The sequence below is a fragment of the Psychroflexus montanilacus genome (genome assembly GCF_020164535.1).
Lineage (GTDB): Bacteria > Bacteroidota > Bacteroidia > Flavobacteriales > Flavobacteriaceae > Psychroflexus > Psychroflexus montanilacus.
This window is the reverse complement of sequence record NZ_JAIQZC010000002.1, coordinates 327,189-353,893: the sequence shown is the minus strand read 5'-3', so window position 1 is coordinate 353,893 and position 26,705 is coordinate 327,189. Positions and strand designations below refer to the sequence as shown.

Here is a 26,705-nt window from a genome sequence, read left to right as displayed (position 1 = left end):
ATATACTAATTTATGGAAGATGTAGCAATACAATCTTATGCCAAGGAAATTATCCAGATTGAGTCCAGGGCTATAGCCAATCTTGAACATTTGATTGATAAGTCTTTTTCCGACGCCGTCAATGCTATTTACAAGTCCAAAGGTCGAGTTATCCTTACTGGTATTGGTAAGAGTGCCATTATTGCTACTAAGATAGTGGCGACTTTAAATTCAACAGGAACGCCGGCCGTTTTTATGCATGCTGCAGATGCAATCCACGGTGACTTAGGAACAATTCTACGAGATGATATTGTAGTTTGTATCTCAAAAAGCGGGAATACTCCCGAAATAAAAGTCCTTGCTCCATTAATTAAAAATTTTAAAAACACACTAATTGCTATTACTGGCAATAAAGACTCTTTTCTAGGGAAACAAGCCGATTACATTTTAAACTGCTATGTTGAAAAAGAAGCCTGCCCCAATAATTTGGCTCCTACGACCAGTACAACAGCTCAATTGGTTGTTGGTGATGCTTTGGCTGTATGTTTGTTAAAACTTAGAGGATTTTCCAGCGATGACTTTGCAAAATTTCATCCTGGAGGAGCTTTGGGAAAAACCTTATATTTAAGAGTAAAGGACATTACATCACAAAACATGAAGCCACAGGTCTCTCCTGAGACTCCATTGAAGGATGTAATTATTGAAATTTCAAAAAATATGCTTGGTGTGACAGCAGTTTTAGATCATGGAGAAGTCGTTGGGATTATCACTGATGGAGATTTAAGGAGAATGTTGAGTTCTACAAACGATTTCACCAAGTTGAAGGCAAAAGATATCATGTCCAAACATCCAAAAACTATAAAGAACTCTGCTATGGCTATAGATGCACTGGAGCTACTGGAAAATAATGATATTACTCAGCTTATTGCGATTGATTCCGGTCAATATGCAGGCGTAGTTCACCTTCATAATTTAGTAAAAGAAGGCATCATATAGTATGGCGAAGACAAAAACAAAAAAGAATCCAGATGACATGTCTTTTTTGGATCATCTTGAAGACTTAAGATGGCATCTGCTGCGCGCTACACTTGCAATAATGATAGGTGGTGCCATAGCTTTTGGATTGAAGTCTTTCATATTTGATGTGATCATATTTGGTCCAAAACGAGCAGATTTTTACACCTATAGACTACTATGCAATATTTCAGAATATTTTGGCTTACAGGAGAGTTTCTGTTTTGATGAGCTCCCCTTCAGGATTCAAAGTAGAACGATGGCAGGTCAGTTTAGTGCACACATATGGACCTCTATAACTGCAGGCTTTATCATTGCATTCCCTTATGTCATTTACCAGTTTTGGGCTTTTATTGCACCAGGACTGCAGTCTACAGAGAAGAAATCTGCCAGGGGATTTATTTTTGTCACCTCATTCTTGTTCTTCCTTGGTGTATTATTTGGTTATTATGTGATAACACCACTATCAGTTAACTTTTTAGGGAGTTATACGGTAAGTACTGAAGTGTTTAATGATTTTGATTTAAGCAGCTACATAGGACTTGTGAGAGCCTCAGTTCTGGCAAGTGGGCTTATTTTTGAACTGCCGGTAATTATCTACTTCCTTACTAAAGTTGGTCTGGTTACTCCAGAATTTCTGAGAAAAAATAGAAAGTATTCGCTGGTTTTTATTTTAATTATATCAGCATTAATAACACCACCAGATATTGCCAGTCAGGTCATTGTGGCTATTCCTGTATTGGTATTATATGAAGTCAGTATTTTTATTTCCAAATTAGTATTAAGAAAACAACGTAAACAAGAAAAGCAAAAAACAAATAAATAATTATGATTGATTTAGTTGATGAATTTGAGGCTTACAGAGCTAGAATGAATGGTAAAATTTTGGACGAAAACAATAAAGTCCTAAAGCGTATTTTTAATTTGGATACCAACTCCTTTACAGAAGGAGCTTTAGACGTAAAAACTAAAGAACTTTTGGGTTTAGTATCTTCACTGGTTTTAAGATGTGATGATTGTGTGAAATATCATTTGGAATCTTCTTACAAAGAAGGTCTCAACCGAGCTCAAGTAGTTGAAGCTTTAAGTATAGGAACACTAGTAGGAGGAACCATAGTGATTCCTCACTTAAGACGTGCTTTTGAATATTGGGAAGCTCTTGAAAATAAGTTTGATAAAAAAGAATAATAACAAACCCTGCCTATGAAACCTTTATATCCAGTTATCATAAGACTTTTTGCATATGCTGCTCTCATGTTCTTAATGTCTTTGGCCATTCAATATGACTTTGCTGAAGGTGAAGTAAAAGAAGATTCATTAATTGAAATTACTCAAGAAGTTTTGTTACTTATCAGTTCGATCTTGCTGATTTCCTTCAGTTCTAAAACTAAAGATTTCAAAATATTTAATCTTGCCTTAGCTGGATTTTTGGGAGTGCATTTTGTTAGAGAGTTTGATTTTTGGCTCAATACTGAATTGTTTGATAAGGCCTGGCAGGTCATTTCACTGGTGATTGTGGTTATTGTTCTCGTCATGGTAGTTAGGAATTGGAGAAAATTACTTTTGGAAACGGCAGCGATTACAAAAACTTATGGATTTGCCTTTTTCTTTTCGGGATTGGTGATTCTACACATTTTCTCAAGGCTTTATGGCCGAAAACTGATTTGGATAGATCTGTTGCGGGATACTCATGATAAGTATGTCATATCAGAAAATGGTGAAAAAGTTGTTAAGTTGCGTGATTTCATGAGGCCTGTTAAAGATGCCTCAGAAGAAAGTATTGAACTTTTGGCATATTCTATTATGCTCATAGGTGTCGTTGAGATGATTATCTTTGGATTAAAATCTTCCAGAAAAACACAGATATGAGTATAAAGCGAGCCACCTTAAGAGCAGAAAACCTTGTCAAATCCTATAAAGGAAAAAAAGTTGTAAAAGGCATCAGTGTTGAGGTTACTCAGGGAGAGATTGTTGGCTTGCTCGGTCCAAATGGAGCTGGGAAGACAACTTCTTTTTATATGATTGTAGGTTTGATAAAGCCTAATGCCGGCCATATTTTTCTTGATGATACCAATATCACAAAATATGCAATGTATAAAAGGGCCCAAAATGGGATAGGTTATTTAGCCCAGGAAGCTTCTATTTTCAGAAAATTGAGTATTGAAGATAACATTATGAGTGTCCTTGAACTTACCAAACTGAACAAGAATCAACGTGAAGAAAAGATGGAAGCGCTCATCAGTGAGTTTGGTTTGAATCACATTAGGACCAATCGAGGGGATTTGCTTTCTGGTGGTGAAAGAAGACGAACTGAGATAGCTCGAGCTTTGGCGACAGATCCAAAATTTATTCTGCTCGATGAGCCTTTTGCCGGAGTTGATCCCGTAGCCGTGGAAGACATCCAGAAAATTGTTGCTCAGCTAAAGGATAAAAACATTGGAATATTGATCACCGATCATAATGTACAGGAGACCTTAGCCATTACAGACAGAACATATCTGATGTTCGAAGGTGGTATTTTGAAACATGGTGAACCTGAAGAGCTGGCTAATGATCAAATGGTAAGAAAAGTCTATTTAGGTCAGAATTTTGAACTCAGAAAGAAAAAAATCTTTAAATAAACTATCAAGTTTTTTGTTTTTTCTTTTCAGCGGCAGGAAACAAAATATTGTTTAATATAAGTCTGTAGCCTGGAGATTTTGGATGTAATTCCAATTCAGTTTTCGGGTCTCCTACACGATGCTGGTAATCCTCTGGATCGTGACCTCCATAAAATGTAAAAAATCCTTTTCCTTTTATCCCATGTATATATCGGGCTTCATCATTTATCTTATTTTTACCCATAACCAGTACATTTGATTTAATCTGTGAAGGATTAAAAGCCGTAGTTTGTCCCATAAAGCCCTTGACAACGGCTGTATGATTTTGACATAACATGGTTGGAATAGGGTCCCATTTAGCTGAATAATCCATCAAGGTAAAATAATCTTTGGATTTGGGTATGTTTCGGTTTTCAGTCATATCTATCGAAGAGTATTCGTAAATCATGGGATTTTTTTCCAAAATAAAATCTGTAAAGGCGAAGGTTTTAGAGTAATCAATTTTATTCTGATAACCAGATTCGGACGGATCCCCATCAAACATTGGTTCGCAAATATCTACTCCATCTGCGGAAAGAGCAATGTCGAATGAATCTGTTGCACTACACATGGCAAACATAAATCCGCCACCAATCACATATTCGTTTATTTTCTTGGCCACAGCAAGTTTAGCTTCAGATACTTTATCGAAACCCAAAGATTTAGCCAATGCCTCTGCTTCTTTTTTCTCTTGAATGTACCATGGTGCTGACCTATATGCTCTGTAGAACTTTCCGTATTGTCCTGTAAAATCTTCATGATGCAAGTGAAGCCAGTCGTATAACAGTAATTCATCCTCCAGGACTTCCTTGTCGTAAATGGTCTCATAGGGGATCTCCGCAAATTCCAATACCATAGTTACTGCATCATCCCATGGGGCATTACCTTGAGGAGAATAGACTGCAATTTTAGGGGCCTTTTCCAGCAATACAGCCTCCATATTTTGCGATGGACTGTTGATCGTACGTAAAATTTCTTCTGATTTCGAATCTGAAATCACTTCAAAAGAAACACCTCTTATAGTGCATTCTCTTTTTAGTTCTTCTGAAAATGGTGAAAGGAAAGAGCCACCTCTATAGTTCAAAAGCCATTGTACCTTCTGGTCTTTTTCTAATAGCCAATAAGAGATGCCATAAGCCTTCAAATGATTATCCTGAGTTTCGAAATCCATTGGAATCAAAATGAAATTGGAATATCCACCCCAACTCATCAACATCATCACCAAGGCTATTATAAATTTCATTTGTGTTTTTTAAAATGGAACTTCATCATCGCTTTCATTACCAAAATTTTGATTTGGAGGCGTCGAGCCAAAAACGTCTTCTGCTTTTGGAAAAGAAGGTTCGTCTGATTTGCCAGAATTCATACTTGAATTGATTTCAAATGGTGAGTCGAAATTATCAAGATTTTCGAACTTACCAAGCTGGCCAATAAATTTCAAACGAATATTATCCAAACCACCATTTCTATGTTTGGCGATAATAAATTCAGCCTGTCCCTGCGTTGGAGTTTGTGCGTCATCATCCCATTCATCGATATCGTAATACTCGGGTCTGTAAATAAAAGATACGATATCCGCATCTTGCTCAATAGCTCCAGACTCTCTCAAATCACTAAGTAGAGGTCTTTTGCTACCACCACGAGTTTCCACAGCTCTGGAAAGCTGGGATAGTGCAAGTACAGGAATACTCAATTCTTTAGCCAAAGCCTTTAAGTTTCTGGAGATCGTAGAAATTTCCTGTTCTCTGTTTCCTCCTTTTTGAGAGCCACCACCAGTCATTAACTGCAAGTAATCTACTACGATGAGCTTGATGCCATGCTGAGAAGATAATCGTCTGGCTTTTGCACGTAAATCAAAAATTGATAACGAAGGTGTATCATCAATAAATAGGGGTGCCTGCTCAAGTGACTTTACTTTTACATTGAGTTGCTCCCATTCGTGAGGTTCAAGATTACCAGTTCTTAGTTTTTCTGAACTTAGTCCAGTTTCGGAAGAAATAAGACGAGTGATCAATTGAACAGAAGACATTTCTAAGGAGAAAAATGCTACAGGAATATTTTGTCCTACTGCTATATTTCTAGCCATTGTTAGCGTGAGTGCTGTTTTACCCATACCTGGACGTGCTGCAATGATGACCAAATCACTGGGCTGCCAGCCTGAAGTCAATTTGTCCAGATCGGTAAACCCTGAAGGTACTCCACTCAAACCTTCTTTATTTGAAATTTCCTCAATTCTTTTTTTGGCTTGTATGACCAAATTCTGCGCCGTTTCTGAAGAGCGTTTGATGTTGCCTTGGGTGACTTCGTAAAGTTTGGATTCCGCGTGATCCAAAAGATCAAAAACATCGGTGCCTTCATCGTAAGATTCTTCAATAATTTCATTGGATATCTTAATCAAACATCTCTGAATGTATTTCTGAAGAACAATACGGGAATGGTATTCAATATGTGCAGAGGAAGAGACTTTTTGAGTCAATTGAATCAGATAGTATTCACCTCCAGAGGCTTGTAGTTTTTTTGACTTCTTTAATTCTGTGGAAACGGTTAATAAGTCAATGGGATCCCCTTTTTCAAAAAGTAAAATGATGGCTTCATAAATATTTTTATGGGCTTCTTTATAAAAGACATCGGGGTGGAGAATATCAATAACTTCATCTACACCTTTTTTGTCTATCATCATCGCTCCAAGTATAACCTCCTCAAGATCAATAGCTTGCGGGGGTATTTTTCCTTTTTGAAGGCTGATAACATCGCCTTTGGATGTGTTTTTGAATGAAGATTGAGTCGCGTTTTCCATGCCACGAATGTAAATAAAAGGTTATGAAATTCTAATAAATTCGGTCGAGTTAACACTCTTGTGTTTTCCACAAATAGATGTGGATAACTCTAAATAATTGTGGATAACCTAAAAAATCCAGATAGAATTTATCTGGATTTTTTAATAATTTGATGTTTTATAGGGGTTATTCGGAATAGACTCCGATGTCGATAAATTTTTGCATTCTTTTTTCTACCAAATCTTCTGGGGATAACTTTTTTAATTCTTCAAATTCAGAAAGAATTGTTTTAGTGACAATTTCAAATGCTTTTTCTCTATTGCTATGTGCTCCACCAATAGGTTCTTTAATAATCTTGTCAATGATTTTTAGTTTCTTCATATCATTGGCTGTCAATTTTAAAGCTTCGGCTGCTGTTTGTTTGTACTCCCAGCTTCTCCATAAAATAGAAGAACAAGATTCAGGAGATATAACCGAGTACCAGGTGTTTTCAAGCATCATCACTGTATCTCCTACTGCAATTCCTAAAGCACCGCCACTTGCGCCTTCACCAATAATGATGACGATGATGGGAACCTTTAGCTGACTCATCTCCATGATGTTACGGGCAATAGCTTCACCCTGACCTCTTTCTTCAGCTTCAAGGCCTGGAAAGGCTCCTGGAGTATCCACTAAGGTCACTATCGGTAAGTTAAACTTTTCAGCCTTTTTCATTAAGCGAAGGGCCTTACGGTAACCTTCAGGATTGGCCATCCCAAAATTCCTGTATTGACGAGTTTTAGTGTTGTAACCTTTTTGTTGTCCAATGAACATAAAGCTTTGCTGGTCTATCTTTCCAAGACCCCCAATCATAGCTTTATCATCACCAAAACTTCGATCCCCGTGCAATTCCATAAATGTTTCCCCGCAGATGGCATTGATGTAATCAAGTGTATAAGGTCTGTTGGGGTGTCTGGACAGTTGAACTCTTTGCCAAGCATTAAGATTGGAATAGATTTCTTTCTTTTTATTATCTAGCTTGAGTTTGATTTGTTTGCACGTATCCGTGACATCTACTTCACTATCCTCACCTATTTCGCAAGCTTTTTCATATTGCTCTTGAAGGGCTTTTATCGGTAATTCAAAATCTAAATATTCCATGAATACAGTGTGTTTCTTTAAAGTCAGTTGGCAAATATATAAAAGATATATCTGTTTATTTTGATAATAAGAATGCTTTTAAATTCTAGAGGAGAAGTTAGATATTAAAAAGAAAGACGTCAAAATTAGCTTTATCTATCATTTTTAATCTCTATGTATTAACTTCAATGGTTATGAATTGTTTTATTTCTCTTTTCAGTTTTTTCTTGTTCAATTGATTAACGCTTTGCTTTAATGAGTAAATAAATAGCAAGTATCCCAAATAATATATTGGAGAACCAAACAGCAATAAGAGGTGAAAAGGTTGATTTTTCTGCAATTGTTCCGAAAACTTTATCTAAAAATATGTAGCCAAATGCAATGACAATACCAATCGCTAGATTTGCTCCCATACCACCTCGCCTCTTCATAGCAGAAACTGAGACAGCAATAATGGTTAAAATAAAAGCTGATACAGGAACACTCCACCTTTTGTAAGCTACAATTTGATAACTGCTTATGTTTGCTGAACCTCTGCGCTTTTCGGTGGCAATGAAATCTTTGAGTTCCCCATAATCCAATGTTTCAGCGATATATTCTACAGGTGTAAGCTCATCAAATTCAAAAGGTAAAACTGTATCTTTTGTGGATTCTCTTTCAATAATATCCTCCCTTTCTTTTATAATTCTCTTTTCAAAATTATTGAGGGTGTAAGTTGAATCTTCAGGGTTGAATTTTAATCTTGAGGCGGAAATCTTAAACTTCATGTGATCATCTTCAAAATGCTCTAAAGTGAAATTTCTTGCAGTTCTGGTTTCTGGCTGAAAGTTGGTGGCAAAAATAAATTCTTCATCATTTACCTGCCTGTAGACGTTGGTTGTTTCCTGAGATTGTTTTCCTTTTTTAAAGTATTTGTATTTGAATTCATTGAATCCCTGACTGGCATTTGGTACTAGATACATCGTAAATATTAAGGCCACACCACATACTAAGGTAGCGCCTATAAAGTATGGTCTCAAAAACCTCCAAAACGAAATTCCAGAACTTAAAATCGCAATGATTTCAGTGTTGTTGGCAAGTTTTGAGGTAAACCAAATAATAGAAAGAAACAAGAAAATGGGAAAAAGTAAATTGGCAAAATAGATGGTGAAATTGCCATAGAAGACAAATACCTCCTCAATAGGTACTTCGTTTTCTGTAATGTCGTCAATTTTTTCTGAAAGATTTACAATGATGCCTATCGGGATAAACATCAGTAAAAGCGATATAAAGGTCGCTAAGTATCTTTTCAGTATGTACCAGTCTATTATTTTCAAAAGCTAGTTTTTATAATCTTACCGATAGTTTTTTTACCATCATATCTTTCCAGGCTCTAAAGGTGCCTGCCTGGATTTGTCGTCTCGCCTCCCTTACCAGCCAAAGGTAAAACCCCAGGTTGTGAATTGTAGCAATTTGTTTCCCTAATAATTCTTTTACTGAAAACAAATGTTTCAGGTAAGCTTTAGAATATTCTGTATCGACCCAGGTGTATCCAGCAGGATCCAAGACAGAGAAGTCATCTTCCCATTTTTTATTTTTGATGTTGATGGTGCCTTCAGAAGTAAAAAGCATGCCGTTCCTGGCATTTCTTGTCGGCATTACACAATCAAACATATCAACCCCTAAAGCTATATTTTCTAATAGATTGGAAGGAGTACCAACACCCATTAAATACCTCGGCTTGTCTTCAGGTAAGATTTCTGTAACAACCTCGGTCATCGCATACATTTCATCATCGGGTTCTCCCACCGATAATCCTCCTATAGCGTTTCCTTCTGCGCCAACATTGGCAATATATTCTGCAGATTGTTTTCTTAGGTCTTTATAAGTACTTCCTTGAACAATCGGAAACAAAGTTTGGTCATGTCCATATAAAGGAGAGGTTTTTTTCATATGTGACATACAGCGGTCTAGCCATCGGTGTGTCATATGCATAGAACGCTTGGCATAATTATACTCGCACGGATAAGGAGTACATTCATCAAATGCCATAATGATATCTGCTCCAATTTCTCTTTGAATATCGACTGCACTTTCTGGAGTAAAAAGGTGCATAGATCCATCTATATGCGACTTAAACTTTACACCTTGCTCGTTTATTTTCCGATTGGCAGAAAGTGAATAGACCTGATAACCTCCACTATCGGTGAGAATATTTCTATCCCAATTCATGAACTTATGAAGGCCTCCAGCCTTTCTTAAAATGCCAGTCCCAGGTCTCAAGTAGAGATGGTAGGTATTTCCAAGAATAATATCTGGATTTATTTCCTCTTTCAATTCCCTTTGATGAACACCTTTAACAGTGGCAATGGTACCAACAGGCATAAAAATCGGTGTTTCAATAACACCGTGATCTGTTGTGATTTTACCTGCTCGTGCTTTGGAGTTGGGGTCTTTACTCAGTAATTCGAATTTCATATGAAAACTAATAGTTTACAAAGATACTTAACTCTATCAAAACATTTTCTTTGACATAAAGATATTAGGATTGATTCCTCAACCATTACCTAATTTATAATAAATCCTTACTTTTGAGCAACTTAAAACTTTCAATTATCTCATGTCAACAACACAACAACTACAAGATTTTGTTACACAAGTAAGAAGAGATATTCTTCGTCAGGTACATCAAGTGAACTCTGGGCATCCAGGAGGTTCTTTGGGTTGTGCAGAATTTTTTTCAGTCCTTTATCAGGAAGTTATGGACTATTCCTCAAGCTTTGATATGGACGGAAAAAATGAAGATTTATTCTTTTTATCCAATGGTCATATTTCGCCGGTTTTTTATAGTGTATTAGCCAGATCTGGTTTTTTTCCAGTCGAAGAGTTAAATACCTTCAGGAAAATAGACTCCAGACTTCAGGGCCATCCAACCACCCACGAAGGTCTTCCAGGAATTAGAATTGCCTCTGGTTCTTTAGGACAAGGTATGTCTGTAGCTATCGGAGCGGCACATACCAAAAAAATGAATAAAGATTCCCACTTGGTTTATAGTCTTCATGGTGATGGTGAATTGCAAGAAGGTCAAAACTGGGAAGCTATTCTTTATGCAGGCTCTAAAGGTGTAGATAATCTTATTGCCACTATTGATTACAATAAAAAACAAATTGACGGGGCAACTGATGATGTTCTGCCTCTTGGTGATTTGAAGAAAAAATTTGAGGCTTTCGATTGGAAAGTTATAGAGCTTAAAGAAGGAAATAATATTGACGCTATAAAGTCTGCTTTAGAACAAGCTAAGAATTTAACAGGTAAACAGCAGCCTATTGTCATTTTGATGGAAACTGAAATGGGTAACGGTGTGGATTACATGATGGGGACTCATGCCTGGCATGGTAAGGCTCCAAATGATGAGCAACTGGAATCTGCTCTATCTCAAAACCCGGAAACACTTGGCGACTACTAAAACCCAATTCAGGAATAAATATTTATAAAGACGTTACAAAATGAAAACATATAAAAATACAGGAAATATAGATACACGATCTGGATTTGGAGCTGGCCTTGCAGAGCTTGGTAAAACCAATCCAGACGTTGTTGCTCTTTGTGCAGACCTTACAGGTTCATTAAAAATGGATGAGTTTAAAGACAATCATCCAGATCGCTTCTTTCAAATAGGAATCGCAGAAGCCAACATGATAGGTATCGCTGCGGGGATGACTATTGGCGGTAAAATTCCTTTTACAGGAACTTTTGCTAATTTCTCAACTGGACGGGTCTACGATCAGATCAGACAATCCGTAGCTTATTCAGGTAAAAACGTCAAGATTTGTGCTTCCCATGCAGGGTTGACCTTAGGAGAAGACGGAGCCACTCATCAGATTCTAGAGGATCTTGGTTTGATGAAAATGCTTCCGGGGATGACAGTAATCAATACCTGTGATTATAATCAAACCAAAGCAGCAACCATTGCTATAGCAGAACACGAGGGTCCAGTTTATTTAAGGTTTGGGAGGCCTAAAGTAGCCAACTTTACACCAGAAGATCAAACCTTTGAAATTGGAAAAGCAGTAACGCTTACTGAAGGAAATGACGTAACGATTATTGCTACAGGGCATTTGGTTTGGGAAGCTCTTGAAGCTGCCAAAGCCCTTGACGAAAAGGGAATTTCTGCAGAAGTAATAAACATCCATACCATCAAGCCTTTGGATGAAACAGCCATTTTGAAGTCTGTAAGAAAAACTAAATGTGTGGTCACTGCAGAAGAGCATAACTTTCTCGGTGGACTTGGAGAGAGTGTTGCCAGAACATTAACTCTAAATCATCCTGCACCTCAAGAATTTGTGGCGACAGAAGATACCTTTGGCGAAAGTGGTGAACCGCTTATGCTCCTCGATAAATATGGCTTGAATGCTAAAGCAATTACAGAAAAAGCAGAAGCTGTCATTTTGAGAAAGGAATAATAAAAATGTTAGATTTCTTGTAGTATAATACAAGACATTTATTCAATATTTAAGGGCCTTTGGATTTTTTCTAAAGGCTCTTTTAGCTTGAAAGTGTTTTTACAAAATCGTATAATACAGTAAGAACAGGATGGTTTTTGACGTCTTTGCCATTAAGAAAAACATCTTCAAGGTTAAGATTTTCATCTCCTATAATTTCTTTGATTCGCTTATCGCTTACCTCTTTGTAAGCCATCGACCAGTCATTGAACTGGCGATTTTCAACATCTCCAGAATCCAATAAAATCATGTCTGTGTGTCTGCTGTCGTTACTTATGGACTCATACAATTTGTCAATTTCTTCTGCTGGACCTTCTATGTATTGGACGAACTTCCCTTGAATTAAGAGTAAAACACCGGTAATAGTTAAGCGTTTATTTTTTTCTCTAACTTGAAATAAAAACTCTTCAATACTTTTTTTGGACATTATACGAGACTGGGAGCTCATATACGATACAAATTTAAACGACATTCGATTTTGGTTGGTTGGCACCTAATTTAATCATTTTTTTGAAATTAAAAAGAAGAAACTTTTGTGGCTCTCTGCATTTTAGTTCAAATTTTAGTTAATTCAAGATTTCTTTGGCTTCAAATACTAACTTTGCAATAAAATAATTGCAATGGAATTAAAATTGACACGTCCAATCTGTTTTTTTGATTTGGAAACCACAGGTACAAATATTTCAAAAGACAGAATTGTAGAAATTTCAATTTTGAAAGTTTTTGAAAACAACAATAAAGAAAGTTTCACCTGGAAGGTCAATCCAGGCATTCCGATTCCTAAAGAAACAACTGCTATTCATGGTATAAGTGATGAGGATGTAGCAGATGAACCCAAGTTTGAAGAGCTGGCACCCAAAATCAACCAAATGATCAAAGGCTGTGATTTGGCAGGGTACAACAGCAACCGCTTTGATATTCCTTTGCTAGCTGAAGAAATGCTTCGGGTGGGTATTGATTTTGATTTAAAAAAAGTGAACGCGGTAGATGTGCAGACTATTTTTCATAAAAAAGAGAAGAGAACACTGGAGGCGGCTTATAAATTTTACTGCGATAAAGATTTGACTGATGCTCACAGTGCAGAAGCAGATACAAATGCAACTTACGAGGTTTTAAAATCTCAACTGGATCGTTATCCAGATTTAGAAAATGACACCAAATGGCTTTCTGCCTATAGCGCACACAAAAAATTTGCTGACCTCGCTGGCTTTATTGTTTTAAATAAAAAAGATGAGGAGGTCTTTGGTTTTGGCAAGTTTAGAGGTAAGAAAGTTGAAGACGTGCTAGAGAAAGAGCCAGGCTATTTTGGCTGGATCCAAAATTCAGATTTCCCTCTCTATACCAAAAAAGTTCTCACGGCTATCAAACTGAGAAAGCTAGCGACTAAATAATCCTGATTATGAAATTAATTTGCATCGGAAGAAATTATGCTAGTCATATTTCTGAATTAAAAAATGAAAAACCAGAACATCCAGTAGTGTTTTTAAAACCGGATTCTTCCGTGTTATTAAAAAACAATCCATTTATTATTCCGTCCTTCTCAGATGACGTGCATTATGAAGTAGAGATTTTAGTCAAAATCAATAAGGTGGGAAAACACATTCAGCCTAAATTTGCGCAAAAGTACTATGACGAAATCGGACTGGGCATTGATTTTACAGCCAGAGATGTTCAAAATTACTTGAAAGATAAAGGTTTGCCTTGGGAAAAAGCTAAAGGCTTTGATGGCGCTGCGGTAATTGGAGAACACTGGTTTTCTAAGTCAGATTTTAAGGATGTCAATGACATTTCATTTAGATTAGAAAAAAATAAAGACATTGTTCAGTCGGGATCTACTTCAGAAATGCTTTGGAAAATTGATGAACTGATCGCTTATGTTTCTCAATACTTCACTTTAAAAATAGGCGATATTATTTTTACAGGAACACCTTCAGGGGTGGGGCGAGTGGATGAGGGAGATATTTTGGAAGGCTATATTAAGGATTCTTCCTGTTTTTCAATTCAAGTTAAATAACATATGCAAGCAGAAATTATTACCATCGGCGATGAGATCCTTATTGGACAAATCATCGATACCAATTCAGCCTACATCGCTAAGCAATTGAATAAAATTGGAGTGGATGTTTATCAAATCACCTCTATTGAAGATGAAAAGGCGCATATTCTCAATGCTTTTGAAGAAGCTTCAAAACGCTCCAATATTATCATTATCACAGGTGGTTTAGGTCCTACTAAGGATGATATTACCAAACATACGTTTTGTGAATATTTTAATGATGAACTGGTTTTGGATAAGAAAGTATTAGCGCATGTGGAGGACATCTTCAAAAAATACGTCAATACACCCATCCTAGAAGCCAATCGATCGCAAGCCTGGTTGCCCTCGCAAGCCATCACTTTACACAATGAATACGGTACTGCACCGGGGATGTGGTTTGAGAAAGATGGGGTGGTCTACATTTCTATGCCAGGGGTGCCCTATGAGATGAAATCTATCCTAACCGAGCAGGCTTTGCCAAGGCTTCAGGATCGATTTAGAACACCGTTTATTATCCATAAAACGGTTTTGACTTATGGTTTGGGTGAAAGTGCAATTGCAGATAGAATTGAAGACTGGGAGAATCAATTACCATCTTTTATAAAACTGGCTTACTTGCCGAGTTTAGGTAGGGTAAGGTTGAGGTTGAGTGCTCGTGGAGAGGATGAACAACTGCTGAAAGACGGATTAAATTCTGCTGTCGAAAGCCTAAACCGCATCATCGGAGACATCATTAAAGGCTATGAAGATGAACAAACACTTGAAGAGCGTATCGCTGAAGCATTTTCTCAAAAAGGCAAAACTTTAGTTACTGCAGAAAGTTGTACAGGCGGTCGACTGGCAGCAAAGTTTACAGAAATTCCTGGCGCTTCAGGCTACTTTATTGGGTCGGTAGTGAGTTACGCCACTTCAGCTAAAAATGATGTATTACAAATTCCAAAAGAGCTTATCGAAAAATATTCAGTAGTAAGTTCTGAAATTACAAAAGCAATGGCTGAAAAAGCGAAAGCAATGTTTAAAGCTGATTTTGCTATTGCGACCACTGGAAATGCAGGACCGACCAAAGGAGATAGCAATGCCGAAATTGGCACCGTTTTTATCGCTATTGCCACTACAAATGACACTCAAGTGCATGAATTTCAATTTGGTAAACACCGTGAGCGGGTCACTCAGAAAGCCGTGAACAAAGCTTTGGAGCTGATTTATGAAGCCATTTTAAAATAATAAAATTCTGTAAAATTTATTTTTTCTAATTCAGAAAAAAGTCGTTAATTTGCATCCTGTTTTTAATAACACCTAAAAGTATATATAATGTCAAGAGTTTGTGAGCTTACTGGAAAAAGAGCAATGTCCGGAAATAACGTTTCCCACGCATTAAATAGAACTAGACGCAAATTTAGCGTTAACTTGGTTAAGAAAAGATTTTATATCCCAGAAGAAGATAAATGGATCACTCTTAAAGTATCAACTTCTATCTTAAAAACCATCAATAAAAAAGGAATTCACGCCGTTTTGAAAGAAGCTCGTGCTAAAGGATTCTTGACTAAATAAGAGATTATAAAGCATTAAGATTATGGCAAAGAAAGGCAATAGAGTTCAGGTTATAATGGAATGTACAGAGCACAAAGAATCTGGACTTCCTGGAACTTCAAGATACATTACAACAAAGAACAAAAGAAATACTCCAGATAGACTTGAGCTTAAAAAGTTCAACCCTATCATGAAGAAAATGACTGTTCACAAAGAAATTAAATAAGTTATGGCAAAGAAATCGGTTGGTACAATACAGACAGGAACAAAAAGACTTACCAAAGCTATTAAAATGGTAAAATCACCAAAATCTGGTGCTTATGTTTTTGAGGAAAAAATCATGACTCCTGAGGAAGTTAATGACTTTTTGAAAAGCAAATAAATTTAAGACTTTATTATATATGAAGCCGTCGCTATCCATGCGAGGGCTTTTTTGTTTTTGCCTATCTTTGTTCACTCGGCAATACGCCCGATTATAATCTTGATATACCCATAAAGATGAGTTTTTTTAAAAAAATATTTTCCAAAGAAAAAAAAGAAAAGTTAGACGAAGGTCTTGAGAAATCCAAAACTGACTTTTTCGGAAAGCTTAGCAAGGCCGTTGCAGGTAAGTCAAAAGTGGATGAAAGCGTTCTGGATGATCTTGAAGAAATTCTTGTGTCTAGTGATGTTGGTGTGTCTACCACTATTAAGATTATTGACAGAATTGAAGCTAGAGTAGCCAGAGATAAATATCTGGGGACCGATGAGCTCAATGTTATATTGCGTGAAGAAATCGCCGGTTTGTTAAGCGAGTCTGAAAATGGTGAGCTGGAAAGCTTAGAATTGCCTGAGGGTAAAAAGCCATACGTCATCATGGTAGTAGGGGTGAACGGTGTTGGAAAAACTACAACCATAGGGAAACTGGCCAATCAATATAAACTGAAAGGTAAAAAAGTAGTTCTTGGTGCTGGAGATACCTTTAGAGCTGCAGCAGTTGATCAATTGCAGATTTGGGCAGACCGTGTAGGTGTTCCTATCGTTAAACAAAAAATGGGAAGCGATCCTGCTTCCGTTGCTTTTGATACGGTGCAAAGTGCTATTAAGCAAGACGCCGATGTAGTGATATTAGATACGGCAGGAAGACTTCACAACAAAGTTAACCTCATGAATGAGCTTTCTAAGATCAAACGAGTTATGCAAAAGGTGACCCCTAATGTTCCGGATGAGGTGCTTTTGGTTTTAGATGGATCTACTGGGCAAAATGCATTTGAACAGGCAAAGCAATTTACAGCGGCTACAGAAGTTACAGCTTTGGCAATTACCAAACTGGACGGTACTGCCAAGGGAGGAGTTGTCATAGGGATCAGTGATCAATTTAAAATTCCTGTAAAATATATTGGAGTAGGTGAAGGTGTGGATGACCTTCAGATTTTTAATAAATATGAATTTGTCGATTCATTCTTTTCAAACAAATAATACATGACAGAGCAAAAACCAAAGCCGTTTTCATCGGCAAGAAATAAATTGATCATCACCAAAATAGTCGTGATCTATTCAGGTTTTTTTCTTCTTTTGAAACTATCGGCTATATTTCAGGGAGGCTGGGTTATAGCTAACTTATTAGTAGCAGTTCCGATTATTCTCTTAGGACTTTTGGGCTATTACTTTCTGAAAACTGAGTCTACCAATTGGTTTTATGCTTTAGGAAGTATCGTTCTCATTTCTGCGATGCGTTTCTACGAGCAGGATTTAATCGTTTGGATCCATAATGTTGTTTCCTGAGCACTTAAATTAGTTATGACTAGCCTTTTAAATAAGCTTTAAGTCTACTTCACCTTTTGTCAATTTCATAGATCGTATCTTTGCAATTCAATTTTTAAAAAATACATGAGAACAAAGTCAATTAAGAAAAATAAAATCAATGTAGTGACTTTAGGTTGTAGTAAAAACATCTACGATTCTGAAGTATTGATGGGTCAGCTAAAAGCAAGTGGCAAAGACGTGGCTCACGAAACCGAAGGGGATGTTGTCGTGATCAATACCTGCGGTTTTATTGATAATGCCAAAGAAGAATCTGTCAACACGATTTTAGACTATGTTCAAAGAAAAGAAAATGGTGAAGTAGAGAAGGTGTTTGTGACAGGCTGTCTGTCTGAGCGTTACAAGCCAGACTTACAGAAAGAAATCCCAAATGTCGATCAATACTTTGGGACAACTGAGCTCCCAGCTTTGCTCAAAGCACTTGGTGCAGATTATAAACACGAACTTATCGGTGAGCGTTTAACGACTACACCCAAAAATTACGCCTTTTTAAAAATTGCTGAAGGTTGTGACAGACCCTGTTCGTTTTGTGCGATTCCATTGATGCGCGGCGGACATAAGTCAACGCCGATTGAAGATTTGGTTACAGAAGCTAAAAACCTGGCGAAACAAGGCGTTAAAGAGTTGATTTTAATTGCTCAGGATTTAACCTATTACGGCTTAGATTTATATAAAAAACGAAATCTAGCAGAATTACTTAGAGAACTCGTGAAAGTGGAGGGTATCGAATGGATCCGTTTGCATTATGCGTTCCCAACTGGTTTTCCAACCGATGTGCTTGATGTGATCCGGGAAGAGCCAAAAGTGTGTAATTACATCGATATTCCGCTTCAGCACATTTCAGATCACTTATTGAAATCCATGCGAAGAGGAACTACCCATAAAAAGACTACAGATTTACTCTATAAATTCAGAAAGGAAGTGCCAAATATGGCGATTAGAACCACATTGATCGTTGGTTATCCTGGAGAAACTGAAGCTGATTTTCAGGAATTGAAAGACTGGGTGAGCGAGATGCGCTTTGAACGGTTAGGTTGTTTTACCTATTCTCACGAAGAAAATACACATGCTTACAATCTGGAAGACGATGTTCCAGAAGATGTCAAAATTCAGCGAGCCAATGAAATTATGGAAATTCAATCTCAAATTTCCTGGGAACTGAATCAGCAGAAAATAGGAGAAACCTTCAGGTGTGTCATCGATAGAAAAGAAGGTGGATACTTCGTAGGTAGAACAGAATTTGATTCTCCAGATGTAGATAACGAAGTTTTGATTGATGCCAAAACACATTACTTAAAGACTGGAGAATTTGCAGACATCAAAATCACCGACGCTGGAGATTTCGATTTATACGGAGAGCCTGTTTCTGTAGATGCCATCTTGAATTAACTTATCTTTTAAAGCTTTTTAGATGACCTCTTCTATATTTGCGTTTATTCTAAACTTTTAAAACATGGCTGACTGTTTACCTTTTCGATCTACAGGATTTTTTAGTGATCTCATTTCAGATTATATCGAAGAAAAGCAAAACCTAAAGCCATTTTACAATCGATTTCCATCCATTGAAGCTTTTAAGAGTCAAATCGAAGAAAAAAGTAAATCTTTCAACTCAGGCAACCGAAATGCTTTAGTAGAAGTGCTCAACGCACAATATAAAGATTTGGTAACTTCAGAAGCAACACAACAGCATATCGATTTGCTGCAAGAAGGCTCCACGTTTACGGTTACAACGGGGCATCAACTCAATTTATTTACAGGTCCACTGTATTTTTTATACAAAATTGTTTCAACCATTAATTTGGCAAAGCAACTCAAAGAAAACTATCCAGATTCCAGTTTTGTCCCAGTGTATTGGATGGCTTCTGAAGATCATGATTTTGAAGAAATCAATTTTTTCAATTTTAAACAAAAGAAGTTGAAATGGAAAAAAGAAGCAAAAGGTGCTGTTGGTCACTTGTCTACATCAGGTCTGGAGGAAGTGGCAAAAACCATTGAAAAGGAGTTTGGAACTAGTGATAATGCAGAGTACCTCAAAGGACTTTTCAAAGTCGCTTATTTAGAGCACGAAACTTTGGCTGGCGCAACTCAGTTTTTGGCCAACGAGCTTTTTGGAAAACACGGGTTGGTAATTTTGGATGCAGACGATGCGAGACTTAAAGCCAAATTTTCCGATCACCTTAAAAATGATTTACTTTATCATACTGCCTTTCGTCAAACAGAAAAGCAAGCCGATAAATTGGCAGAACTTGGTTATAACATTCAGGTGAATCCAAGGGAAATCAATTTGTTCTACATGCATGATGGCATCAGAGAGCGAATCGTGAAGCAGGATGAAACTTATCATATTTTGGAAACAGATTTTCAGTTTTCTGAGCAGGAAATTTTAGACCTTGTTGATAAACATCCAGAGCGCTTTTCGCCAAATGTGGTGATGCGACCATTGTATCAGGAAGTGATTTTACCAAATTTAGCCTACATCGGTGGCGGCGGGGAACTTGCGTATTGGCTGGAATTAAAGTCTTTATTTGATGCTGAAGAAGTGACGTTTCCATTCTTGATGTTGAGGAATTCCGTTTTATTGTATTCAGACAAAACCGCTAAAAAGCTTGAAAAACTCGATACTCAAATTCAGGATTTGTTTTTGACTCCGGTAGATTTAGAAGCTAAACAGACCAGGAAAAATTCTTCTATAGAGATTAATTTCCAAAAGCAAAAGGAAGTTTTGGCCCAGCAGTTTGAAGATTTATTCAAATTAGCTACTAAAACCGATCAGTCGTTTTACGGTGCAGTTGCAGCCCAAGAAAAAAAGCAAAAAAATGGTTTAGATCATTTAGAGAAGCGCTTATTGAAAGCTCAAAAGCGAAAACTAAAAGATGAGAACGAACGTGTTCTGGACCTCCAACGCATGTTATTTCCCAACCAATCTTTACAAGAGCGCACACTTAATTTTAGTGAAATTTATATGGAATATGGCGATCAGCTTATTCCAGACTTATTGGAAGCTCTGGATCCTTTTCAATTTGAATTTCTTTGCTTAGAACTAAATATTTATCATACAAAATCATAAATTATGAAAAGCATGCACGCAGTTGATATGGAAACCGTCGAGATGACGCTAGATATCATGAAATATGCGATCAATAGAATATCAAATACTTCGCCAGAACTCGGTAAGCCAAAGCAAGAGCATGAATTACTAAAACTTGTAGGAGATACGGTGACCAAAGAGGGTATAGGCGGTGAGAAAGCTTTTCAATTATTTAGAGATATTTTGGTGAAAGCCGCAGTCCCTGTCGATCATCCACGGCATTTGGCTTTTGTGCCAGCAGCACCTACGCGAGCAGCGGTTTTGTTCGATCTAGTCACTTCTGCAGCTAGTATTCACGGTGCTTACTGGATGACAGGCGGTGGAGGAATCTTCTGTGAAAACAGAGCTATGGAATGGTTGGTTTCGCTTACTGGAATGCCAGAAGGTACTTTTGGAGTATTTACGAGTGGAGGTACAGCCGCCAATCTCTCTGCTATCGTATCGGCTAGAGAGTATTGGAGGTCACTCAATGACGATAATAAAAAGCTCAAAGGTCTTATCATTACTTCCAGTGGGGCACACTCTTCTGTAAAATCTATGGCGCAGGTGATCGATGCAGATATCATTACAGTAGACGATAATGCAGAACACAAACTGACCAAAGACTGCCTTGAAAAAGAAATCAACAGCTTATCCGATTTTGACCGCAAGCGTTTATTTGCTGTCGTAGCTACTGGTGGTACCACCAATGCCGGAATTATTGATGATTTGGAAGGTGTTGCAGATATTACCGAAAAAGAAAAACTATGGTTTCATGTAGATGCAGCCTACGGCGGTGCGGCTTTAGCAGCGCCATCTGTGAGGCATCTCTTCAACGGAATTGAGCGTGCCGACAGTGTCACGATAGATCCGCACAAATGGATGTTTTCGCCGTATGATTGTGGAGCAATCATTTATAAAAACATGGAGCTGGCGAAGAATGCACACTCTCAAAAGGGGGCCTATCTGGATATTTTCAAAGACGAAGGAGCGCAAGGCTTTAATCCATCAGATTATCAAATACAATTGACCAGAAGACTCCGAGGTTTACCTCTGTGGTTCTCTTTATCCATGCACGGTACAGACCGTTACACTACTGCTATAGAGAGAGGATTGGAACTTGCTAACAATGCAGCAAAACAAATTGGGTTACTTCCGCATGTTGAGCTTATTCGAGAGCCTGGACTTTCCTGCGTTTTATTTTCTAGAATTGGTTGGACGGCAGACGACTATAGGGAATGGACCTATACCAATCATGACAGTGGTTTTGCTCTTGTGACGCCGACCAAGTGGAATGCAGAAGAAGGTGAAATCACTTGCGCAAGATTCTGTTTTATCAATCCAGATACAACCGAAAAAGACATCAAAGAGATTCTAGAATCTATGAAATAAAGAGGATACTGCTGCAGTGTTGAATTTATTTTGAATTTGCTTTAAGACAGCTTCAGGTTTTGTGATAAATTGCCTAAGGCTTAAAGCTAACTTAGTCATCCAGTCTTTATCGAGATATTCTTAAATGTGTACATATCAATTTCAGCAGGAAAATCACCTGAAGTATTAATCAGCTTTTTTGATAGGAATTTCTACAAAGGTATCATCCCATCCCATCAATAAATCAGAGCCATTAGATTTGGGTTTGAAGGTGATAGAGAAATCCTCAACAGGAGCAGCTGTGCTTTTGGCAGGCACTGTAGTTCTTAAGAGATCAAGAGACTCATCATAACTGTAAGCTCCCCAGACATTGATTTTTTTATTGATAATAATAGTCCACTGCTTTTCTTCTGGAATGGTGTATAGAGAATAAGTTCCTGCTTCAACTTTGGTTCCATTGAAATTTACATTTTCATAAAATGTTATTTCGGTTGCTTCGTTGGCTCCAGTTCTCCAAATTTTATTAAAAGGTACCAGCTTGCCAAAAATTTCGCGTCCCTTTTTCTTTGGACTACTGTAAATAATTCGGGCTAAAGGAGAATTGTCCTGATTCCTTGTGATGACTGCATCCATTGGACTTTTATCGATATCAGAGAAATCCTGAGCCGTCGTAGTAAAGGAAATCAGAAATAAAAGAAAGGAAAGTTTAAGTAAGTTCATAGAATTTAATTTTGTAACAAGTTTAGTTTTAAGTTTTGTCTTTATTCCTTTAAATCTTGTTAAAGTAATTATTAATATATCGCAGAAATTGGATTCTAGGCTAAAATCGTAATTTTTAGGCCAAAACACCATTCTTGATTTTAACTTCAACAAAAAGGATTTAAAAGCGTTAAACACATCAAAAAACACATCCAATTCACTATATTTGTTTGTTGTTAAACTAATAATAAATTATGAGCGAAGAAGTCAAAAAACATAATTATTCGGCTGATAGTATTCAGGCTTTAGAGGGCATGGAGCATGTAAGAATGCGTCCATCTATGTATATAGGAGACGTTGGAGAAAGAGGTCTTCACCACTTGGTTTATGAGGTGGTAGACAATTCCATAGATGAAGCTATGGGCGGTTATTGTGATAAAATTGACTTGATTATAAATGAAGATGGTTCAATAACTACATCCGATAACGGTCGTGGTATTCCTATCGACATGCACAAGAAAGAAGGTGTTTCTGCCCTTGAGGTGGTTATGACCAAAATTGGAGCTGGAGGTAAGTTTGATAAAGATTCTTATAAAGTTTCCGGTGGACTTCACGGGGTTGGAGTTTCAGTTGTAAATGCACTTTCCGTCAACCTGCATGCACGTGTTTTTAAAGACGGAAGAATTTGGGAACAAGAATATGAGCGCGGAAAAGCATCTTATCCAGTAAAATCTACTGGTGATACAGAATTGAAAGGAACTGAAATCACATTCAAACCTGATTTTGAAATTTTTCAAGAATCTGTTGAATTTAAATATGAGACTTTAGCCAAGCGTTTAAGGGAATTGGCGTTCCTAAATAAAGGCATCAGGATTTCAATCGTAGACAAGCGTCAAACTGATGAAAAGGGCGACTACAGACATGATGAATTTTACTCTGAAGAAGGCCTGAAAGAATTTATCCGTTTTATTGATGCTAACCGTGATCCTATTATATCTGAAGTGATTGCGATGGAAGGGGAGAAGAATGATATTCCTGTAGAGGTTGCTATGGTCTATAACGATTCTTATGGGGAGAACCTGCATTCTTACGTCAATAATATCAATACTCACGAAGGAGGAACTCACCTTTCTGGTTTCAGACGAGGTCTTACAGCAACTTTAAAGAAGTATGCCGATAACTCTGGAATGCTAGATAAGCTTAAATTTGAGATTACTGGGGACGATTTTAGGGAAGGACTTACGGCTATCGTTTCTGTAAAAGTATCGGAGCCGCAATTTGAAGGACAAACCAAAACCAAGCTCGGTAATCGTGAAGTAACTTCCGCTGTTTCGCAGGCAGTTACTGAAATGTTGGAAATTTATTTAGAAGAAAATCCTAATGATGCCAAAACCATAGTTCAAAAAGTGATTTTGGCTGCACAGGCAAGACACGCGGCTAAAAAGGCTCGTGAAATGGTTCAGCGTAAAACGGTCATGAGCGGCGGAGGATTGCCAGGTAAGCTCTCAGATTGCTCTGAGACCGATCCAAACGCATGTGAAGTTTTTCTAGTCGAGGGAGATTCGGCGGGTGGTACGGCCAAGCAAGGAAGAGATCGTAATTTTCAGGCTATTTTGCCATTAAGAGGTAAAATTTTAAACGTTGAAAAAGCGATGCAACACCGTGTTTTTGAAAACGAAGAAATAAAAAATATTTATACAGCTCTTGGAGTAACTATAGGAACCGAGGAGGATACAAAAGCACTAAACCTCTCCAAGCTAAGATACCATAAAGTTATCATCATGTGTGATGCCGATGTGGATGGTAGTCACATTGCAACCTTGATTTTAACCTTCTTCTTTAGATATATGAAGGAGTTGATTGAAGCGAGTCATATTTATATTGCAACGCCACCATTATACCTTATCAAAAAAGGAAGTAAAAAACGTTATGCCTGGAGTGAGAAAGAAAGAAACGAAATTGCAAACGAATATAAAGGTGGAGTAAGTGTTCAGCGATACAAAGGTCTTGGTGAGATGAACGCCGAGCAACTTTGGGATACCACAATGAACCCAGAGAACAGAATTTTGAGAAGGGTCACTATAGATGACATGGCAGAAGCTGATAGAATTTTCTCAATGTTGATGGGAGACGAAGTTCCACCACGTAGAGAATTTATAGAGCAAAATGCCGTCTATGCAAATATTGACGCCTAATAAGAGTAGATGAAAAGCTTGAAGCTCATTTGTTCAATCTTTTTATTGATTTCATGGATGAATTCACATTCACAAAATGGAATCGAAAATCTATTGTCATCTGGGCTTGAAGATGCCAATCGATTTGCAAATGCCTACACCAAACCCGGATCTGATGCTGTGGTTTATGGTTTAGCCAATGGCTGGTACAATACCGCAAAAGTGAAAAGCCCCGGAGGCTTCGAAATTTCAGTTATAGCTGGTGTTTCACAAATAGGCAGTAATAAAACTTCTTTTGAACTCGATCAAACTGACTATAACTTTTTAAGCTTTGAGTCTGGACCTAGGACCCAGCAAGTAGGGACAGTTTTTGGGCAAAATTCACCAGACATTCGTATGACTATTTCTGAAGGTGGTCAAGATATAGGTTCCATCACACTGCCTCAAGGTTTGGCATCAGAAAATATAGAATATTTACCCAACATAATTTTGCAGGGAAGTATTGGATTACCCTTGAGTACGGAATTGAAACTAAGATTTCTACCCGAAGTAGAAACTAAAGATGTCAGTTCTCAATTTTACGGTTTTGGACTTCAACACGAATTTACAGATTGGATCCCTGGTTTTAAAGTTTTGCCAATAGCCATATCTGGTTTTGTTGGTTACAATAAATTTGATGGCGAGTATAGATTTTCAGAACAAACTAGCTTGATATCGTCTACCAACCAATCTATAACGACAGATATCAATTCGTGGCATTATGCTATGCTTGTGTCTACAAAACTTCCAGTAATAAATTTTTATGGAAGTTTAGGAGCCGTTTCAGGTTCAGCGGATACGAGATTGAAAGGAGAATATACTATTGATGCAGGAATTTCTGAAGTGCAAGGAACTACTTTGGTTGATCCCTTGCGTTTAGATTCATCTGTAAATGGCCTTAGAGCGACGATAGGAACTAAATTGACATTAGCTTTTTTTAGACTAAACGTGGATTATAGTTTCCAGGAGTTCAATAGCTTAAATGTGGGAATCAATTTTGGAATTTAATATTAATTATATAAAATAAATTTAAGATGAAAATTACAGTAGTAGGTGCTGGTGCAGTTGGCGCTAGTTGTGCAGAGTATATTGCCATTAAAGATTTTGCTTCAGAAGTAGTTCTTCTGGATATCAAAGAAGGATTTGCAGAAGGAAAAGCGATGGATTTGATGCAAACGGCAACCCTCAATGGATTTGATACAACAATTACAGGAACTACAGGAGATTATTCCAAAACCAAAGATTCTGAAGTAGCGGTGATCACTTCTGGTATTCCAAGGAAACCAGGTATGACCAGAGAAGAACTCATTGGAATAAATGCAGGAATAGTAAAAGATGTAGCAACTCAACTGGTTAAGCATTCACCAAATGTTACCATTATTGTAGTTAGTAATCCAATGGATACCATGACTTATCTGGCTCACAAAGAATTAGGATTACCTAAAAATAAAATTATAGGTATGGGTGGTGCTTTGGATAGTGCAAGATTCAAATACAGATTAAGCGAAGCTTTAGCATGTCCAGGTTCTGATGTAGATGGAATGGTGATAGGAGGGCATAGCGATACAGGAATGTTGCCTTTAACCAGATTAGCAACAAGAAACAGCGTCCGTGTAACGGAGTTTCTTTCAGAAGAAAGATTGACTCAGGTTGCTGAAGATACGAAAGTCGGAGGTGCGACTTTAACTAAGTTACTTGGAACAAGTGCTTGGTACGCACCTGGAGCTGCAGTTTCCTCTTTAGTTCAATCTATTGTTTGTGATCAAAAGAAAATGTTCCCATGTTCTACTTTACTGGAAGGCGAATACGGATTGAATGATCTATGTATTGGAGTTCCAGTTATTATAGGTAAAAATGGAATAGAAAAAATCGTTGAGATTGATCTTAATGATGAGGAAAAAGCTAAGCTTAAAGAAAGTGCTGAAGCTGTGAAAAAGACCAATGGTTTATTGGAGTAGTCACTAGTTTTTAATTT

The 26,705-nt window shown here is 37.4% G+C and carries 28 protein-coding genes; 21 read left to right on the top strand and 7 right to left on the bottom strand.

The annotated features are described in order from the left end of the window. Positions 1-12: 12 nt before the first annotated feature. The 5 genes from LB454_RS08430 to lptB are packed head-to-tail and all read left to right on the top strand — an operon-like array spanning position 13 to position 3,614. On the top strand, positions 13-975 hold the full coding sequence (locus LB454_RS08430) for a KpsF/GutQ family sugar-phosphate isomerase (protein WP_224464228.1): 963 nt from the start codon (positions 13-15) through the stop codon (positions 973-975). Position 976: 1 nt separating this feature from the next. Continuing rightward, positions 977-1,819: a twin-arginine translocase subunit TatC gene (gene tatC / locus LB454_RS08425; RefSeq protein WP_224464227.1), complete on the top strand. Its 843-nt coding sequence runs from the start codon at positions 977-979 to the stop codon at positions 1,817-1,819. 2 nt (positions 1,820-1,821) lie between these two features. Then, entirely contained in the window at positions 1,822-2,181 is a 360-nt protein-coding gene (locus LB454_RS08420; protein WP_224464226.1) for a carboxymuconolactone decarboxylase family protein, read from the top strand. A gap of 15 nt (positions 2,182-2,196) precedes the next feature. After that, entirely contained in the window at positions 2,197-2,862 is a 666-nt protein-coding gene (locus tag LB454_RS08415) for a hypothetical protein (RefSeq protein ID WP_224464225.1), read from the top strand. Next, complete coding sequence (gene lptB, locus LB454_RS08410; RefSeq protein WP_224464224.1) at positions 2,859-3,614, top strand: LPS export ABC transporter ATP-binding protein; 756 nt, start codon at positions 2,859-2,861, stop codon at positions 3,612-3,614. Before LB454_RS08415 ends, lptB begins: the two co-directional genes overlap by 4 nt. A gap of 4 nt (positions 3,615-3,618) precedes the next feature. On the opposite strand, the gene LB454_RS08405 is transcribed toward lptB, so the two are convergent. The 5 genes from LB454_RS08405 to tgt form a co-directional block, all read right to left on the bottom strand. Further along, positions 3,619-4,803 (bottom strand): asparagine synthetase B, encoded by a 1,185-nt coding sequence (locus LB454_RS08405; protein ID WP_407692587.1) that lies wholly within the window; start codon positions 4,801-4,803, stop codon positions 3,619-3,621. 81 nt (positions 4,804-4,884) lie between these two features. Next, entirely contained in the window at positions 4,885-6,429 is a 1,545-nt protein-coding gene (gene dnaB, locus LB454_RS08400) for a replicative DNA helicase (protein ID WP_224464222.1), read from the bottom strand. Positions 6,430-6,595: 166 nt separating this feature from the next. Further along, the gene (locus tag LB454_RS08395) at positions 6,596-7,549 is read right to left on the bottom strand and encodes an acetyl-CoA carboxylase carboxyltransferase subunit alpha (RefSeq protein ID WP_224464221.1); all 954 of its coding nucleotides are present in this window, start codon (positions 7,547-7,549) and stop codon (positions 6,596-6,598) included. Between the two features lie 218 nt (positions 7,550-7,767). After that, positions 7,768-8,844 carry an LptF/LptG family permease gene (locus LB454_RS08390; RefSeq protein WP_224464220.1) on the bottom strand — a complete coding sequence of 359 codons (1,077 nt, stop codon included), beginning with the start codon at positions 8,842-8,844 and terminating at the stop codon, positions 7,768-7,770. A 10-nt stretch (positions 8,845-8,854) separates the two neighbouring features. Continuing rightward, entirely contained in the window at positions 8,855-9,985 is a 1,131-nt protein-coding gene (gene tgt, locus LB454_RS08385) for a tRNA guanosine(34) transglycosylase Tgt (protein ID WP_224464219.1), read from the bottom strand. Positions 9,986-10,127: 142 nt separating this feature from the next. On the opposite strand from tgt, the gene LB454_RS08380 reads away from it, so the two are divergent. Together LB454_RS08380 and LB454_RS08375 are read left to right on the top strand one after the other, a co-directional pair. Next, the gene (locus tag LB454_RS08380; RefSeq protein WP_224464218.1) at positions 10,128-10,973 is read left to right on the top strand and encodes a transketolase; all 846 of its coding nucleotides are present in this window, start codon (positions 10,128-10,130) and stop codon (positions 10,971-10,973) included. 40 nt (positions 10,974-11,013) lie between these two features. Beyond that, entirely contained in the window at positions 11,014-11,970 is a 957-nt protein-coding gene (locus LB454_RS08375) for a transketolase family protein (RefSeq protein WP_224464217.1), read from the top strand. A gap of 82 nt (positions 11,971-12,052) precedes the next feature. On the opposite strand, the gene LB454_RS08370 is transcribed toward LB454_RS08375, so the two are convergent. Continuing rightward, entirely contained in the window at positions 12,053-12,457 is a 405-nt protein-coding gene (locus LB454_RS08370) for a BLUF domain-containing protein (protein WP_224464216.1), read from the bottom strand. Between the two features lie 172 nt (positions 12,458-12,629). On the opposite strand from LB454_RS08370, the gene LB454_RS08365 reads away from it, so the two are divergent. The 11 genes from LB454_RS08365 to LB454_RS08315 all read left to right on the top strand — a co-directional run bounded on the left by LB454_RS08365 (position 12,630) and on the right by LB454_RS08315 (position 21,839). Continuing rightward, positions 12,630-13,400 (top strand): 3'-5' exonuclease, encoded by a 771-nt coding sequence (locus LB454_RS08365; RefSeq protein ID WP_224464215.1) that lies wholly within the window; start codon positions 12,630-12,632, stop codon positions 13,398-13,400. Positions 13,401-13,408: 8 nt separating this feature from the next. Further along, on the top strand, positions 13,409-14,023 hold the full coding sequence (locus LB454_RS08360; RefSeq protein WP_224464214.1) for a fumarylacetoacetate hydrolase family protein: 615 nt from the start codon (positions 13,409-13,411) through the stop codon (positions 14,021-14,023). Between the two features lie 3 nt (positions 14,024-14,026). Then, a complete protein-coding gene (locus LB454_RS08355; RefSeq protein ID WP_224464213.1) occupies positions 14,027-15,271 on the top strand; it encodes a competence/damage-inducible protein A in 1,245 nt (414 codons plus the stop codon). 87 nt (positions 15,272-15,358) lie between these two features. After that, entirely contained in the window at positions 15,359-15,598 is a 240-nt protein-coding gene (rpmB, locus tag LB454_RS08350) for a 50S ribosomal protein L28 (protein WP_127846457.1), read from the top strand. A gap of 22 nt (positions 15,599-15,620) precedes the next feature. After that, positions 15,621-15,803, top strand: coding sequence for a 50S ribosomal protein L33 (rpmG, locus tag LB454_RS08345; protein ID WP_003440979.1), 183 nt, complete (start codon positions 15,621-15,623; stop codon positions 15,801-15,803). A gap of 3 nt (positions 15,804-15,806) precedes the next feature. Next, a complete protein-coding gene (locus LB454_RS08340) occupies positions 15,807-15,959 on the top strand; it encodes a DUF4295 domain-containing protein (RefSeq protein WP_164004589.1) in 153 nt (50 codons plus the stop codon). 116 nt (positions 15,960-16,075) lie between these two features. Next, entirely contained in the window at positions 16,076-17,035 is a 960-nt protein-coding gene (gene ftsY / locus LB454_RS08335; RefSeq protein ID WP_224464212.1) for a signal recognition particle-docking protein FtsY, read from the top strand. Positions 17,036-17,038: 3 nt separating this feature from the next. Then, positions 17,039-17,341: a hypothetical protein gene (locus LB454_RS08330; RefSeq protein WP_224464211.1), complete on the top strand. Its 303-nt coding sequence runs from the start codon at positions 17,039-17,041 to the stop codon at positions 17,339-17,341. 105 nt (positions 17,342-17,446) lie between these two features. Then, the gene (gene rimO, locus LB454_RS08325; RefSeq protein ID WP_224464210.1) at positions 17,447-18,769 is read left to right on the top strand and encodes a 30S ribosomal protein S12 methylthiotransferase RimO; all 1,323 of its coding nucleotides are present in this window, start codon (positions 17,447-17,449) and stop codon (positions 18,767-18,769) included. A 64-nt stretch (positions 18,770-18,833) separates the two neighbouring features. Next, complete coding sequence (bshC, locus tag LB454_RS08320; protein ID WP_224464209.1) at positions 18,834-20,447, top strand: bacillithiol biosynthesis cysteine-adding enzyme BshC; 1,614 nt, start codon at positions 18,834-18,836, stop codon at positions 20,445-20,447. 3 nt (positions 20,448-20,450) lie between these two features. Then, on the top strand, positions 20,451-21,839 hold the full coding sequence (locus LB454_RS08315; protein WP_224464208.1) for a pyridoxal phosphate-dependent decarboxylase family protein: 1,389 nt from the start codon (positions 20,451-20,453) through the stop codon (positions 21,837-21,839). A 165-nt stretch (positions 21,840-22,004) separates the two neighbouring features. Here the strand turns inward: LB454_RS08315 and LB454_RS08310 are convergent, their stop codons facing one another. Next, entirely contained in the window at positions 22,005-22,538 is a 534-nt protein-coding gene (locus LB454_RS08310; RefSeq protein ID WP_224464207.1) for a DUF2911 domain-containing protein, read from the bottom strand. A gap of 233 nt (positions 22,539-22,771) precedes the next feature. On the opposite strand from LB454_RS08310, the gene gyrB reads away from it, so the two are divergent. From gyrB to LB454_RS08295, 3 genes are read left to right on the top strand one after another with little or no spacing between them, the layout of a single operon-like run. After that, positions 22,772-24,712 (top strand): DNA topoisomerase (ATP-hydrolyzing) subunit B, encoded by a 1,941-nt coding sequence (gyrB, locus tag LB454_RS08305; RefSeq protein ID WP_224464206.1) that lies wholly within the window; start codon positions 22,772-22,774, stop codon positions 24,710-24,712. A 9-nt stretch (positions 24,713-24,721) separates the two neighbouring features. Then, positions 24,722-25,738, top strand: a complete 1,017-nt coding sequence (locus LB454_RS08300) for a DUF6588 family protein (protein ID WP_322962860.1) — start codon at positions 24,722-24,724, stop codon at positions 25,736-25,738. Positions 25,739-25,764: 26 nt separating this feature from the next. After that, a complete protein-coding gene (locus LB454_RS08295) occupies positions 25,765-26,688 on the top strand; it encodes a malate dehydrogenase (RefSeq protein ID WP_224464204.1) in 924 nt (307 codons plus the stop codon). The last annotated feature ends 17 nt before the right edge of the window (positions 26,689-26,705 follow it).